Here is a 16208-nt window from a genome sequence, read left to right on the forward strand (position 1 = left end):
TTCTGCCACATCTCTTGATGAGATTATTCGCGCTTATTGTGCAACTTAGTGTCTCATTTTTATTTGAAATAACTATAATTGCGGTTCTGTAGAGGATTTTTTTAAGTTTTTATACTTAATTGTACTATTTGATTTCCCCGAAGATTCTCCCTAGCCCCACTGCTTCATCAAGGTGGACAAGATTCTGCTTTGAAGTTTCTTGATGAGTTGGCGGATTTAGGGGAACTGGACTCTCTGGCAAATATTCATAGAATTGCTACATCGCAGAATGTGGAAAATTTACTCCTGATCAACTTTCAAGAGTACAATTAGTAGAATTTATGAGGGATTTAAACCCTCACGATTGTCCCCCTTGATGCAGGATGGCTCTCAATAATAATAATAATAATAATAATAATAATTTGAAAATCGCTCGATCGCACGCGCCGACTGCGCTTCAAATATATACGCAGCTAGATGGCTAATCCTTACTTTTATGATTTTTTATCATATATAATAAAAATAAAAATTTACCATAACACTTACTTAAAAAAGCATAAATTGGGTATAAAAAATGACTGAAAAAAAGAATTCCAAGAAATCTCCACCTAAAGCTGGTATCAAAACTGCTCAAAAGAAGAACAATCAAAACGACTTATTTCCTGTAGTCGCAATAGGAGCCTCCGCAGGTGGATTGGAAGCCTTTATGCAATTACTGAGCCATTTGCCGATCGATACCGGCATGGCGTTTGTAATAATTCAGCATATGTTGCCGAGTCAGGAAAGTGTGTTGAGTGTGATTCTGGCTCGATCGACCCTGATGCCCGTGCATGAGGTGACAGATGGGATGCTCATAGCACCGAATCAGGTCTACGTCATCCCCCCGAATTTCAGCATGACCATCGAGCGATCGGTGTTCAAGCTAACGCCTCGTGGCAGAGGACGCGGGGTATTTATGTCCGTCGATACTTTTCTGTTGTCCCTCGCCGAAGAACGGGGGAACAAAGCCATCGGCGTCATTTTGTCCGGGGGCGACGGCGATGGTGCCCAAGGGTTAAAAGCGATTAAGGCCGCGGGCGGTATTACTTTTGCCCAATGTGAAGAATCGGCACAAGTCAGCACTATGCCCAACACTGCGGTGGCTACGGGTCAGGTAGACTTTATCTTGACACCGGAAAAAATTGCCCAGAAAATAGCAGAGATCGGCCGTCATCCCTACATTGCTGCTCAGCCTGCGACAGAATCGACAACCAGCGAAGATGCGATCGAAAATAAAGATGCGATCGCCATTATCTACAGTTTGCTGCGGGCGGCTACAGGAGTTGACTTTACTAACTACAAGCAAACCACCTTGAAGCGGCGGATACATCGGCGGATGTTGCTCTACAAGCTCGAACGCATCGAAAATTATGCCGAATATCTCCAAAACACCCCGGCAGAAGTAACCGCGCTGTATCACGATGTCTTAATTCATGTCACCAGCTTTTTCCGCGATCCCGAAACCTTTGAGGCCTTAAGCAGCAATGTTTTTCCCGCAATTGTCCAAGATAAATCGCCGAAAAAACCGATCCGAATTTGGATTGCCGGCTGTTCCACGGGTGAAGAAGCTTACTCGATCGCCATTTGCTTGCTAGAGTTTTTAGCAGCTCGCTCTACTAACCTGCCGATTCAGATTTATGCCACAGACATCAGCGAAAGTGCGATCGCGATCGCCCGCAGTGGATTTTATACCCAGGCTCAAGTCGCGGATATTTCACCCGAACGCCTAAATCGGTTCTTTGTCCAAGTCGAGGGCGGATACCAAATCGCTAAGCCCGTGCGCGAACTCTGCGTCTTTGCTAGACAAAACCTGATCAGCGATCCGCCCTTTTCCCGGATGGATTTGATTACCTGTCGGAACGTGCTGATCTATCTGGGCCCCCCGTTGCAGAAAAAACTGCTGCCAATGTTCCACTATGGGCTTCGGCCCGCAGGCTTTTTGCTGTTAGGCACTTCGGAAACGGTGGGAGACTTTTCAGAATTCTTTGCGCTATTCGACAAAAAGAACAAAATTTATACTAAAAAACAGTTGTCGCATTGGCTCAGCATAGATTTAACTGCTAACAACTATCCTCTGACACCCCTCAACCCTCAACCGCTGCAGACAGAAAAGTTGGACGAAATCGAAATGGAGAAACAGGCCGATCGCATTGTTTTGAATCACTATGCCCCTGTCGGGGTCGTGATTAACACAGCCAGCGAGATTGTGCAATTTCGAGGACAGACAAATGCCTACCTAGAACCGGCCCCCGGTAGGGCCAGCTTTAGCCTGCTGAGAATGGCAAAAGAAGGATTGCGCGTGGAACTGCGAACTGCAATTCAACAAGCCTCACAGCAGAAGCAGCCGATCGCACGGGCAGGCTTGCAAGTTAAAGAGGGCGAGATCATTCGGCAGGTAAGAATTAATGTGATTCCATTCCAAGCCGGCGCTGTGGCAAAAAACTATTTTTTAGTGTTGTTTCAAGAGGAGTCCCCGATATCTGCAATGCCTGCTGCTAATACTGACGATGGTAGAGTCAACGCTGATCTTTCACAGGGTGAAACTCAGGAGATTGCAAGGCTACTACAGGAACTGAAAACCACAAGAGAACATCTCGGATCGATCGTCCAAGAACATCAAGCCGCTAATCAGGATTTGAGAGCCGCCAACGAAGAGATTTTGTCCAGCAACGAAGAGTTGCAAAGCATGAATGAGGAACTCGAAACGGCGAAAGAAGAGATTCAGGCAACCAATGAAGAACTCAACACGATTAATGACGAATTGCAGCGGCGCAATCTTGAATCGACTCAGGTAAGCAACGATTTAGAGAATCTGCTGGCCAGCATCAATATTCCGATCCTGATGCTGGGAGGCGACTTGCGAATCCGCCGGTTTACTCCCGCAATCGAACGCATCTTCAACTTGATTTCTACTGATGTTGGGCGGTCTTTGAGCGACATCACTCACAAGTTGATAGTACCGGACTTAGAGCAACTGATTTTAGAGGTGATCCGCACGCTCAATTTGAAAGTTCAGGAGATTCAAGATCGAGACGGTCGTTGGTACGATCTGCACCTTCGACCCTACCGGACGATCGACAACAAGATTGATGGGGCTGTGGTGATGTTGGTCGATATCAACGAGCTCAAACTCAGCGCGCAGCAGTTGACGGAAGCAAAAAATTACGCCGAAACGATCGTGGAAACCGTGCGGGAACCATTGCTAGTGTTAGATCTCAACCTGCAGGCAATCACTGCCAATCGTTCTTTCTACGAGACGTTTCAGGTGATTCCGAGCCAAACGGAGCAGCGCTCATTGTTCGATCTGGGTAATGGACAGTGGAATATTCCCCAGTTGCGATCGCTCCTAACAGAAATTCTGGCCGGAAATCCCCAGTTTCAAGATTTTGAGGTCGAGCATGACTTTGAGCAGATCGGGCATAAAATAATGCTGCTCAATGGCCGCAAAATGCCTCCGATCGGCGATACACAGATGATTCTGTTGGCGATCGAGGATATCACGCAGCAAAAACAGTTGGAGACAGAACGCAGCCTTCGGATGCAAGAACAAGCGGGTCGGGTGGCTGCTGAGTCAGCCAACCGCGTCAAAGATGAGTTTTTGTCCATCCTCTCTCACGAACTGCGGACGCCGCTCAATGCGATGATTGGCTGGGCACAGTTGCTGCGTATGAAAAAATTTGACGAGGCTAAAACCGAGGAGGCGCTAAAAACGATCGAGCGCAGCGCCAAAGCACAAAACCAGCTCATCGAAGACATATTAGACGTTTCGCGGATTAGCACAGGCCAATTTCGGCTCAATGCTTCTGAAATTGAGCTGAATCCTCTGCTTGAAAATGCGATCGGGGTAATTCGTTTCGCAGCAGAAGCCAAAAATATTCAAATTGAATCCAGGCTAAGTCCTTTAAAACCAAAGATTTTGGGCGATCCAGACCGTTTACAACAGGTAGTGTGGAATCTACTTTCAAACGCGATTAAATTCACCCCAGCCGGAGGCAGAATTGACATCGCATTAGACTACATAGATGGAATAGCTCAAATCCAAGTTAGCGATACTGGTCAAGGCATTCAGCCTGATTTTCTCCCCTATGTGTTCGATCGCTTCCGTCAGGCGGATAGTAGCTGCTCTCGCAGAGACGGTGGATTGGGGCTAGGATTGTCGATCGTCCGTCATTTAGTAGAACTCCACGGCGGTACTGTTAGTGCCACAAGTGCCGGTGAGGAACAAGGGGCAACGTTTACCGTGAGGTTGCCCCTACGAACAGATATCTCATGATAGTTGACTGTTGATAGTTGACTGTTGACTGTGAGTCAAAAAAATGAAAATTGCGCGAATTATTTGTTGGCAGCTTAATTCGACTTAATCAGGACGATGAAGCGCGGATTTGATAGCATTCCGGCGCAACTGCAATTGATATTATTTCTAATCTTATCTCCTCATCTGATATCGTTTCCGGTTGCATCACAATAATAAAATCGAGTCAACATTTAACACTCAACCATTGAGTTTTTCCACCCCGCCTTCTACAGTCAACAGTCAACACTCATTGGGGTTGCATCACAATAATAAAATCGAGTCAACAGTCAACAGTCAACAGTCAACAGTCAACAATGATAAGGAGTGCTACCGGAATCGATATAACTATTTAGCAACCTTAACCTCAGCGCCATCTTTAAGAAAACCAGTCCCAGTAACAACCACCCGATCGCCCGCCTTCAAACCCTTTTTAACCACCACCTTAGCAGCAGTCAAATCGCCCACAGCACCCCCGGAAATTTCCCCTACTTCCACAGGTTGAGCCTGCACCTTGTCCTCGCCCACAAGTTTATAAACCAGAGAACTGCCGTCAGGTTGCGGCAAAATAGCTTTAGCGGGGACTTTCAAACCTTGAGCCGTTGTCGTCGAAATGGATGCGCGCAAAAACATTCCCGATCGCAAAAACTCGCTTGTCGGCAAATCAATCTTCACCGTAGCTTGCCGATTTTGCGGGTCAACTACCGGCGAAATCTCTCGCACAGTTCCTGACAACTTAATCCGCTTGTCAGAATCCGAAGTAATTTGCACTGCTGTTCCCGGCCGCACTTGCGAAATCAGAGTTTCCGGCACTTTCAATTGTAGTTCCAGTTTGTTGCCCCGAATAATCGAAAAGAGTTTTTGATTTCCCGAAGAAACATCGCCAACTCGACCAATTCTTTCAGCCACAGTGCCACTATCCGGCGCTCGAACAATTGTTTGTTCTAGTTGAGTTTGTAACTGTTTGACTTGTGCATCATTGCTGCGGACACTTGCTGCGTTATTTCCGACATTTGCTTTCGCACTGCTGACACTCGCTCCGGCCGTATTCACTTTAGCACGAGCGCTGCTGAGGGCCGCTCTAGCCGTACTGATATTAGCTTCCGCAGTAGCTACTTTAGCAATAGAAGATTGCACTTCTTCCGCTGCTTTATTCTGTTCTTGCAAAGCTGTATTCAAGTCAGCTTTAGCTTTGTTCAAGTCTTGAACAGCAGTCTGCCGTTCCGTCTTGCGTCTTTCTAAATCTTGCCGACTAATTACTCCCTGAGCAGCCAAATCTTGGGTGCGATTTACTTCTCTTTGAGCTTGATCTAATTTAGCCTGAGCGGAGGCAATGCCTGCTTTAGCTTGAGTGACACCGGCTTTAGCTTGTTCCACACCGGCTCTTGCTTGCCCGACGCCTGTTTGGGCTTGCGCTGCGTCCGCGATGGCTTTTTCAACGCCAGCTTGGGCTTGAGCAACGCCGGCTTGGGCTTCTTGTTGGGCTGACTGAGCTTGCTGCACCTGAGCTTCGGCTTGTTCTACCGTAGAATTGGCCGATTGTACTCCCGCCAGCGCTTCGGCAATTTGCGATCGTAGCACCGAATCGTCCAAAACCGCCATCGTCTGGCCTTTTTCTACCGCATCTCCTTCATTCACCAACACCTGCTTAATTTGCAAACCGTTGGCTTGTGGCAGCACTGGCAGCAAGTCGTAGGCCACCACGGTACCCGTCGCTTCCAGAGTTTCACCCACCTCGGCAGATTCCACAGGCGCCACTGTCACAGTCTGAGCCGTCGCCTGCTGAGTTGCCGAGGGAATTGGAGCTGCGGGACGCGAACTCTGTTTGCCCCCAGTCAAGTTTACTGCTAGCAACGTTGCAGCCACGCCAATCCCTGCGCCCGCCAACAAGGCAGGCCACCTGATTTCTTTACGGGGCCCAACTTCAGTTGCTTCTGGTTCCCACACTTCTGATTGTTCCCCCTCCATTTCTGGAGATTCTAGGGCAACTTCTCGTTCATCTTCCTCACCGGAGAATGACCAGCGAGAGTTTTCTGAGACCCCACTTTCAGGTACATCCACTGCTGAGTTCTTGTCGCGTCCGCTCTGCACGGGGGGAAGGGGTTGCTTTTCTTCCGCTTCTGAAAAAACTTGATTGGTCACGGTAGTTCCTCTCGCCGCTATTAGCCTTTGGTTTTTTTATTGTAAAGAAAGATTGCGGTTTTTATATTTGATTAATTTTAGCGGATAGCCTCAGCAGTCCCGCGTCCCCCTTTTGGGTGAGTGTGGTGCCCTTTCACCTTACAATGGCGAATTGATCCGAGTTTGTACGATCGACATTTAATTTGATCTGCCTCTGAGGCATACTGAATATGAGCGTGATTTCTGATCGTGGGGTCGATCGGGCTGGCATTGTGTCTCCCCAACTGGCTTAGCCGTCACCTATCTATCAATGCTCAGAAAAGTCAGTCTAATCTTGAACTGATTATTCCTAATCTATACTCTCATGTGTTTACTGTATAATACGGCACATCTGCTAAAAAATTTGTGCCACTTTATTTAAAAAAAATCAAAATGAATAGTCTCTTTTCTCCCCTCCAACAGTTTTTAATTACTTGGCTGCTAGTGCTAGTGACGGGATGGTTTACCCTGACTGCTGTCAGTTATGTTGGGGAACTCGTGAGCATTTTAGTAACAGCGGGACTCATTGCATTTTTATTAAATTATGCAGTAAAAAGACTGCAAGTATTTTTGCCACGGGGAGTAGCTGCGGGGCTGGTTTATTTAACTGCGGGTGTGATAGTAGTAGTAATCGGTTTAACTATTGTGCCGCCGGTGTTCAGCCAAGCGAGCCAGTTGGGGGTGAGGTTCCCGGATTTACTGGAGTCGGGGCGACTGCAGCTAGCTGAATTTCAAGCATGGAGTGCCGAGCGCAATTTGCCGTTTAACGTGCAAATATTGGAGCAGCAGTTATCAGCGAAAGTGCAGGAACAAGTGCAGGCGCTCGCCGGTACGAGTTTAGGCTTAGTTGTCGGTACTGTTAACTGGTTTTTGGACTTGATTTTTATTGTGGTAATTTCCTTTTATATGCTCCTAGACGGGCAAAGAGTTTGGCAGGGTTTGACCAGTATTTTTTCCCCAGACATTCGCTATGTTTTAACAGAGACTTTGCAGCGAAACCTCCAGCGATTTGTATCGGGACAGTTATTGCTGGGACTCTTGATGGCCATCTCGTTGACTCTGGCTTTTTGGTGGCTGCAAGTTCCGTTTTTTCTGTTGTTTGCCGTGTTTATAGGATTGACGGAAATAATTCCGTTTATTGGAGCAACTTTGGGAATTGGCACTGTTAGTATAATTGTAGCGTTTATTGATTGGTGGCTGGCGCTGCAAGTGTTGGTAGTGGCGATCGGTCTCCAGCAAATCAAGGATAATTTAGTAGCTCCCCGAATCATGGGCAATCTCACCGGATTGAGCCCGGTAGTTATTTTTACAGCTTTGCTTTTAGGAGGTAGAGTGGGAGGATTGTTGGGAGTTATCCTGGCAATTCCGCTGACTGGGGTTGTAAAAAGTATAGTAGAAATTGTACTCAATCCCAAATTGCCGCCCCAAACAGGCTCGTTTTTCTACAATCCTTTTAGCGGCGAGGAATTGGGGAAAATACCAGAAGAGGAAACTAGAATAATCTTGGTCGCAGATGAACAAAAGTAGTCTAATTTTTGTAGTAAGTAATTCAGTAATGAAAACTTTTATAAGTCAGGGATTAACTTTTGGCTGCTGAGTCCCTTAAGAAAAAACTAAAGTTTCTACAAAGAACTTTAAGAACTTTAGTCTTGATTACTAACCCACTTGAAATCTCCAACCTAAAAACTTATGAACTGGTGGCAAAATCTTAGAAAAAATCCTCTAGCTCGGTTAGGAGCAGTGCTACTGTTAATTTTTTATACAGTCGCACTTTTTGCCGAATTTGTGGCACCTTACGACCCCTACGACTCTCAATTAAACGGTTCATTGCTGCCGCCGACTCAGATTTATTTAACCACCCAAGACGGGCGATTTATCGGGCCCCACGTTTATCCGACTACTCAGGGCCCAGTGGATGCGAATACCGGCGCTCGTGAGGTAATTGTAGACTGGCAAAAACCCTCTGCTGTCGGTTTGTTTGTCAAAGCTTCCCCCTATAAATTTTTAGGAATTTTGCCATTAGACAGGCATCTTTTTGGCACTACAGGAGAAGGTCAAATTAACATTTTAGGCACGGATGAACAAGCGCGCGATCAATTCAGCCGCTTAGTACACGGCAGCAGAATCAGCCTCAGCATCGGTTTAGTAGGAATAGCAATTTCTTTTCCATTGGGATTGTTAATCGGAGGCATATCTGGTTATTTCGGCAGTTGGATTGATAGTATTTTAATGCGTTTCGCAGAAGTATTAATGACGATTCCCGGTCTTTATTTATTAGTAGCGCTAGCAGCAGTGTTGCCGCCGGGATTGACAAGTGCTCAGCGATTTATATTGATTGTGCTGATTACTTCATTTATCAATTGGGCGGGTTTGGCGCGGGTAATTCGCGGTCAGGTACTGTCAATTAAACAACGAGAATTCGTGCAAGCGGCGCGGGCAATGGGCGCCAATCCCATTTATATTATTGTCCGCCACGTGTTGCCACAAACTGCTACTTATGTAATTATTTCTGCTACTTTGGCGGTTCCGGGTTTTATTGTGGCGGAGTCGGTTTTGAGTTTAATTGGCTTGGGAATTCAACAGCCCGATCCTTCTTGGGGAAATTTACTATCCCTGTCTACTAATGCTTCGATTTTAGTGTTGCAGCCTTGGTTGGTTTGGCCTCCGGCGATACTGATTATTTTGACTGTTTTGGCGTTTAATTTATTGGGGGATGGGTTGCGGGATGCTCTCGATCCGAGAAGCATTCAAAGGTAATTGGGAGTTATTAATTTCTAGTTCCCAGGCAGAGCAGGTGTAACAGTTACGCCCCCTAATTGGGCGGATTAACAGGTAAGCGAATGGTAAAAGTAGAACCAACACCCTCCTGACTTTTTACTGAAATATTGCCGCCCATCATGAGGCAAAAACGCTGGCTGATTGCGAGTCCCAAACCGGTGCCACCGTACTTGCGGGTGGTGGAAGCGTCGGCTTGGGTAAAGGGTTGGAAAATGTGCTGCAACTGGTCGGGAGTCATCCCAATTCCTGTATCTGTACAATTAACAACTAAAAATTCTTTACTAGCAATTGAAGATTGAGAACTTGCCGCAGGTTCAGAAGTGTTTTCTTGTTTTGCTTCGCTGCTGTCGCGCGCAAATTTTTCTCGGCTGGCTGTGAGGGTAATTGTACCGTTTTGAGTGAATTTGGCGGCATTGCTCAGCAAATTTAATAAAATCTGCTGCACTTTGGTAATGTCACCGTGCATCGTGCCGATATTCGTAATTTGATCCAAGTTTAGAGTGTTGCCGTTTTTCTCAATTAGCGGCGTGGCAGTAGATGCTACTTCTTCAATCAAGGCGGCGATGTCGAAGGTTTCTAAGTAAAGATCCATGCGGCCGGCTTCGATTTTAGAAATGTCGAGAATGTCGTTAATTAGCGATAGCAAGTGTCGGCCGGAAGTGCGAATTTTGTCTAAATCTGGGGTGAGTTCATCGTAACCCAATTCTGCGGTTTCTTCTTGGAGCATTTCGCTGTAGCCGATGATGGCATTCAGAGGTGTTCGCAGTTCGTGGCTCATGTTTGCCAAAAATGCGCTTTTTGCGGTGGAAGCGGCTTCGGCTGCTTCTAGGGCGAGTTGCAAGGCGGATTCAAAGACTTTGCGATCGCTAATATCCTCGACGCTGCCTTCATAGTAGAGTACCTTGCCGTCGGCGTCGCACACTGCACGCGCGCTTTCGGCAATCCAAATTACCTTGCCGTCAGCGCGGTAAACTTGTGATTCAAACCCCGAAACTTCTCCGAATTCTTCCATCACCCGCATAAACTTGTCGCCCTGTTGAGGATTGACGTAAGCTTGCTGTCTGATGTTTGTGAGATTTGATGTCAATTCTTCGGGAGTGGCGTAGCCATAGATGCGGGCTAAAGCTGGATTTACGCTCAAGAAGTGGCCTTGAGGGGTTCTTTGAAAAATGCCTTCGACGGCATTTTCAAAGATGCTACGATATTTTTGTTCTGCTTGACGCAAAGCGCTTTGTGTACGATCGCGCTCGCTGGCTTCGATCGCCAATGATACCAAATCTGCCAGGGAAGCAGCAAAATTTTGTTCTTCTAATGTCCAGTTGCGAGTAGTTCCCACTTGTTCGATACAGATGACTCCGACTGTTTGTCCTCCCAGCCGCACCGGCGCATCTAAGGTTGATGTAGTACCCACTTTTGCAAAGTAAGATTCGGCAAATTCTCTGGTTCTCACATCTGAGAGAGCGTCCTCGGCTGCGATCGTCCGGTGTTCTTCCAAAGCTTGAAAATAAGCTGGATAGTCTGCTGCTGCGAGTTCATTACCTTGGGAATGCTGGTGGTTGCTGCGCCTAAATTGGTCGAGACATTGCAGTTTCGATCGACTCTCATCGTATAGCCACGCGCCAGCTTTTTCTGTCTGTAGGGTATGAGCTGCTGCTTCGGTGATTTGCCTCAAAGCTACTTGCAAATCGCCTCGATACAGCGCTTTATTTCTTGCCAATTCTACCAAAACCGTATTTTGTTTGAGCAATTGTTTTTGCCTGTGGCGTCGCGCTGATTCGGCTCGCTTCTGTTCGGTAATGTCGCGGGCTACCACAATGACGGATTCTGCTGAAAGCGGTGAAATGCTGGCTGCAAAACAAACTTCGCGGTCGCTAATGGTTAAATCGTACTCGATGCTGACAGTTTGCTGAGTATCTAAAGCTGCTCGGATGTGCTTGAGAAAATTGTCTGATGTAGCTTGCGGAAACACATCTGTGACTGTTTTGCCAACTAATTCTTCTATTGGTTTGTAGAGCAGAGAAAGATTTGTGGGCGCGATTTTCAAATAGCGACCGCTGGCGTCGAAAACTATAATTAATTCATTCATAGCTGCAAACAAAGCCCGCAATTCCGCTTCTGCCGCTTCGAGTTCGGCAGTCCGCTCTGCTACTCGCTGTTCTAAACTAGAGTTGGTTTGTTCTAGGGCAACAAAAGACGATCGCAATTGTCGCGCCATTTGGTTGAAAGAGTGAGCTAGGAGACCCAGTTCTTTGACTCCTTGAACTTCGACTTCGCCGTTTAATTCTGCGGAGGTGAAGCCGGATGATTCGGACATTTTTGTTAAAGCTTTGGAAGCTTGTAGCAATCGGGTAATCGGTTTGACAACCCAGCGAGAGGTGAAAATTCCGAGTCCGATCGCCAGTACGAAGGCAAAAAAGCACAATAAGATAGTTGTGCGAGTGTTGGCGTTAATTTGCTTCATAAAGTCGGCTTCCGGGATGGCGACTACAATCAGCCAATCGAGGCCGCGACCGTCTTGCAGGGGAACAACGGTAATGAATTGACGTTTGCCGTCTATCTCGAAGGTAAACTGTCCTTTGCTGTCAATTTCTTCAAAACTACCAAATCGTTTTTGCAAGTATGTGGAAGACGCTCGAATTAGCAAATTTTTGCTCCTAGTCGCCAACAGCCGTTTTTGTCCGTCTTTGTCGGTGACAAAGGGCAATTCGTCTGTGGAACTGGCGACTATTTCCCCGCTGCGTTCGATCGCAAAAACTTGTCCCGACGGGCTAATTTTGATGCTTTTGAGAAAATCGCTGATTTGAGAAAGAGTCAGGTCAATTGCCAATACCCCCTGCAGGCTGCCCGTTTGGCTGTAGATGGGCATCACCGGCGTAATGCCGAGCACTGGCGGTGCTGCGAAGGTGTAGATAGGAGACCAAGTGGCTTTGCCTGACTGTTGGGCAGCTTTGTACCACGGTCTAGTACGGGGGTCATAGGGGACGGTTTTGATTAGCTCAGTGCGATTTCCTTGGCTATCTAGGCGATAAATTTGGCGGTTTGGAGCCGTTGATTCGTCTCTGATGTATACTAAGTGTTCTGCTTCTCGCTTGAGCAATAGGAATCTGCCCTGTTCGTCGCCGTAGTAGATGGTTGTATTTCGATCGCTCAGCTTGGTCTGGTTCCACAAATAGCGCTCTAAGTTGGGGAAGTCTTGCGGGTCTAAGTGGCCAGAGGCGATCGCAGCAGTATTCATTTGCAGGAATAAATGAGACACATCCCCAAAACTGCGGAAATTTTCTTTCGTCCTCGCTGCAACTTCCAAGCTTAACCTCGTAGCAAGGTCATTGACAGCTTTCTGGCCGTTGCGAAACGAAAGCCATCCAGTCACGCCGACTGCTACGGAGATTTGCACCACCAGCGGTATCAACAAAACTAGGCTTAGTGACATCTTGGGCGAGCTTTTCATCACACAACTGCTCAGACTTTTCAATAACATCAATATTTTGACACCTACCAGGTTTGCGTATCCTTTGTCGCTTAAAAGAGATCCTCGATATAAGTTACAAGGTTGTACACAAATAGTGAAGTGCAGTGGTCGGCAACTCAAAACAGGGCTGAGGTTTCCACCGCTACTGTAAAAACTTGTAACATTAATCATGCCACTACTTGCCTGAATGTGGCGATCGCTCTGGGGACTCGCTGTCAAAACGTCACACCCCGTAAAAAAAGCAATTTTAGGCCCGTGATCCACACCCTGCTTGTCATCAGTCATTGCCAATTATTCAATTTTTTAATCTAAACTTTTAAATCTAAAATAAGCTCACTTTCTCCGGGTGGGCATTGTCTTCCTTACGCCGGGTTAATAAATATTTAATTTTAATTTTTTCTACCGTGCAACGACAAATGTAAATTCTGTGACAATCTGGTGTTGAAAAATTTGCTATTAATAAGATAAGCCGCCAAAATCCCGCTCGACTACAAAGAGGATAATTGAAGCATCTGCATTTCATCAACGCCAGCCAAGTAAAGCGTTGTTGGCTTTTTTGGACGATCGACATTTTGGCAAAATAATACTTCTGGAGGATGACATGAACTATACATTTGAAATCCTGGGCGTATCTCCAACTTTAACATTTTTTAACCAGCAGCAGGAATTGCTGCAACAACAGCAGCCGTCCGGTGTAGAATACTTGGCAAACCGAAAGTGCACTCTCGATGCGTTTGTGGCATCCGTAGAGACAGTTTCTCCTAACCGCGGCTGGGATGTCGATCGAGTTGTAGACACCGTGATTAGTTTCTGGATGAACAACTCCGATAGCATCCAGTATTGGAGACACAGGCTGCAGGATGCCGGCAGCGAAAACTTGTTAGTAGCCAGAGTAGGCGATATCAAGTCTTTGCAAGCTGCATTTGAATCGCTGCTAGGGGAATAAGAAAATCGGGAATTGCGAAAAAGTCGATCGACTTTTTCGCTAAAACTGATATCTTCCGCCATTCTCAATCATCCTTTCATGGCGGGCGAGGAGCAACGGTTTAAAATAAAATTTATCTGTTGTGGAACAGGCATCTTTCCTGTTCTTGAGAATAGTGCAAGATGTAAGTAAAATCCACTCATACCAATTTTTTATGAGGCCCCGTAGAATGTGATCCCCCCTTAGTAGGGGCGGGCACGGGGGCACCGCCCCTACTAAGGGGGGGACAAGATTCTTCTCAAAGTCCCCCAACAACCAGGGGGATTTAGGGGGATCGAGATATGTGCAACTTCACATTAAATTGGCATCAACTGTCTATTTTCAATTTCCAATTCTCAATTCCCAAATATTATGTCTCGTTCCAAAGCCCTGCAATCTTATATTTTTCTCCGCTTGCTTCTGGCACCGCTAATGTTGTGGACAATCACCACAGCAGTATTTTTATTGTTGCGGGCTACTCCAGGCGACCCCATAGATGCCATTCTCGGCTCACGAGCTCCTGCAGCGGCCAAAGAAGCAATGCGAACTCAACTCGGCCTCGACGCACCCCTGTGGCAGCAATATCTCAAATACATGAAAGACTTGTTGAGCTTCGACTTGGGAACCTCAATCACCACTCGCGGACAAACCGTGTGGCAAATTATCGGAGATTATTTCCCCGCTACAGTGGAATTAGCATTTTGTAGCATGGCCATAGCTTTAATTGTCGGCATCAGTATCGGTTCCCTGGCAGCATCCCGCCCCAACACTATTTTCGATGCTGTCGGCCGTTTGTTTGGCATTATCACTTACTCGCTGCCCGCTTTTTGGGCCGGCATGGTTTTGCAATTAATTTTCGCGGTGCAGTTGGGATGGTTTCCCTTGGGAACTCGCTTTCCCGTCACATTCCCCGCCCCCGAAGGCTACACAGGACTATACACTATTGACAGTCTCCTGAGCGCTAACCCTGGTCAGTTTCTCACATCTTTGCATTATTTAGCACTTCCGAGTTTGACGTTGGGGATTCTTTTGAGCGGCATTTTCGAGCGCATTGTCAGGGTTAATCTCAAGCAAACTTTGCAAGCAGATTATGTCGAAGCAGCTAGAGCTCGCGGCATTCCAGAATTCCAGATTTTATGGGCTCACGCTCTGAAAAATGCACTAATTCCGGTGATTACTGTCTTAGGATTGACTTTTGCTGCACTGTTGGGCGGTGCTATTTTAACAGAGGTTACTTTTTCTTGGCCGGGGTTGGCAAATCGTCTTTACGAAGCGATTAGCTTGCGGGATTATCCAACTGTTCAAGGTATTGTGGTGTTTTTTGCGGCAATTGTCGTAATTGCCAGCATTGTAATTGATATTTTGAACGCTTACGTTGACCCGCGAATTCGGTACTAAAAATATCAAGGAAGAAGGGCAACGGATGCGCGACTGTTGCACTTTCGCCTTTTTCTACCTGTACTTTCTGTCTGCGCGAGATATTGCAGCCAGCGGTGGGCCTGTAGAAGCAGTTGTCAAAAAGATCGATCGGCTTTTAGAGTGACGACACTTGGCAATTTATGGGCAATACTGGAGAAAATAAAATTATACATTTGAGGAAACGCTGATGAGATTATTGCGAACAATCGCCGCTCTATCGGCGGCCTTGACCCCACTGATGGCTGAAGCTGCCTTTAGCCGTCCCATGCCGGGAACAGCCGATTTTCCCAGAGCCTCAAACCCCGATGTAAATGTGCCGGTTTGCTTCATCGAAACCCGAGGCGGCACAACTTTTGATTTAGTCAGCTTGTGTGGCAGCAATGCTGCTCCCCAAAACCCTGCTCCGGTTGCGGGCAACCCCGCCAATGCTCCTGCAAATAACCCCAATGGGGCTGCTCCGCCTCCTCCCCCGAACCCCAACGCCCTCACCAGAGATGCTGTCGGCACGCCGATAACTACTCCTACAGGCACGGCAAATCCCAACAATCCCAACAATGCCAATCCGGGAACTTCGCCCGCAGGTACTCCCAATGCCAATCCGGGAACTTCGCCCGCAGGTACTCCCAATGCCAATCCGGGAACTTCACCGAGTACCAATCCCAATAATCTCAATCCGGGAAGTTCGCCCTATACCACTCCCAATAATCCCAATCTGGGAACTTCGCCGAATACCAATCCCAATAATCTCAATCCGGGAAGTTCACCGAGTACCAATCCCAATAATAGTGCGTCTCCCACGGGTGGAAATGCTGGTGATAGCAACAGCGATTTAGTTCCCAATCCCAATCTCAATCTTCCGAGAGTGCCGCCGAGTTCCTTTAGCCCCGGAGGCCTTGCACCGACTAGAGATGCGATTGATGGCCCCCGCCAATAATCGGCGAAGTGTCAGAACTTTCATCACAGAAACCGGGTTTCTCTAAAACCGTCTCTTTTTCAGGGATTGTTCACCCGCGAGAAAGCCGGAATATTTATTTGCCTGCTTAATATTGATGTCAGGTGCGATCGGCATATTTTGTAGCAGAGTAGCAAAATAAAAGTTAAGCTAAGAA

Annotated in this window: 9 protein-coding genes; 7 read left to right on the plus strand and 2 right to left on the minus strand. The window is 47.0% G+C overall.

Annotated elements, in window-relative coordinates; genetic code table 11:
- Positions 1-553 precede the first annotated feature (553 nt).
- Positions 554-4291, plus strand: a complete 3738-nt coding sequence (locus QUA07_RS12400; RefSeq protein WP_333325463.1) for a chemotaxis protein CheB — start codon at positions 554-556, stop codon at positions 4289-4291.
- A 366-nt stretch (positions 4292-4657) separates the two neighbouring features.
- Here the strand turns inward: QUA07_RS12400 and QUA07_RS12405 are convergent, their stop codons facing one another.
- Entirely contained in the window at positions 4658-6451 is a 1794-nt protein-coding gene (locus QUA07_RS12405; protein WP_333325465.1) for an efflux RND transporter periplasmic adaptor subunit, read from the minus strand.
- Positions 6452-6862: 411 nt separating this feature from the next.
- Between QUA07_RS12405 and QUA07_RS12410 the strand changes: the two genes are divergently transcribed.
- The gene (locus QUA07_RS12410) at positions 6863-7996 is read left to right on the plus strand and encodes an AI-2E family transporter (protein ID WP_333325469.1); all 1134 of its coding nucleotides are present in this window, start codon (positions 6863-6865) and stop codon (positions 7994-7996) included.
- 162 nt (positions 7997-8158) lie between these two features.
- On the plus strand, positions 8159-9226 hold the full coding sequence (locus tag QUA07_RS12415) for an ABC transporter permease (protein ID WP_333325473.1): 1068 nt from the start codon (positions 8159-8161) through the stop codon (positions 9224-9226).
- Between the two features lie 55 nt (positions 9227-9281).
- Here the strand turns inward: QUA07_RS12415 and QUA07_RS12420 are convergent, their stop codons facing one another.
- Positions 9282-12695: a PAS domain S-box protein gene (locus tag QUA07_RS12420; protein ID WP_333325646.1), complete on the minus strand. Its 3414-nt coding sequence runs from the start codon at positions 12693-12695 to the stop codon at positions 9282-9284.
- 622 nt (positions 12696-13317) lie between these two features.
- Here QUA07_RS12420 and QUA07_RS12425 point away from each other — a divergent pair.
- The 4 genes from QUA07_RS12425 to QUA07_RS12440 all read left to right on the plus strand — a co-directional run bounded on the left by QUA07_RS12425 (position 13318) and on the right by QUA07_RS12440 (position 16033).
- A complete protein-coding gene (locus tag QUA07_RS12425; RefSeq protein ID WP_242721486.1) occupies positions 13318-13662 on the plus strand; it encodes a hypothetical protein in 345 nt (114 codons plus the stop codon).
- A gap of 390 nt (positions 13663-14052) precedes the next feature.
- Positions 14053-15078, plus strand: a complete 1026-nt coding sequence (locus QUA07_RS12430; protein WP_333325476.1) for an ABC transporter permease — start codon at positions 14053-14055, stop codon at positions 15076-15078.
- Complete coding sequence (locus QUA07_RS12435) at positions 15056-15223, plus strand: hypothetical protein (protein ID WP_333325479.1); 168 nt, start codon at positions 15056-15058, stop codon at positions 15221-15223. The genes QUA07_RS12430 and QUA07_RS12435 overlap by 23 nt, the downstream gene beginning before the upstream one ends.
- Before the next feature lie 63 nt (positions 15224-15286).
- Positions 15287-16033, plus strand: a complete 747-nt coding sequence (locus QUA07_RS12440; protein WP_333325481.1) for a hypothetical protein — start codon at positions 15287-15289, stop codon at positions 16031-16033.
- Positions 16034-16208: the final 175 nt, after the last annotated feature.

The organism is Microcoleus sp. T3_A4 (assembly GCF_036700465.1).
Taxonomy (GTDB): domain Bacteria; phylum Cyanobacteriota; class Cyanobacteriia; order Cyanobacteriales; family Microcoleaceae; genus Microcoleus.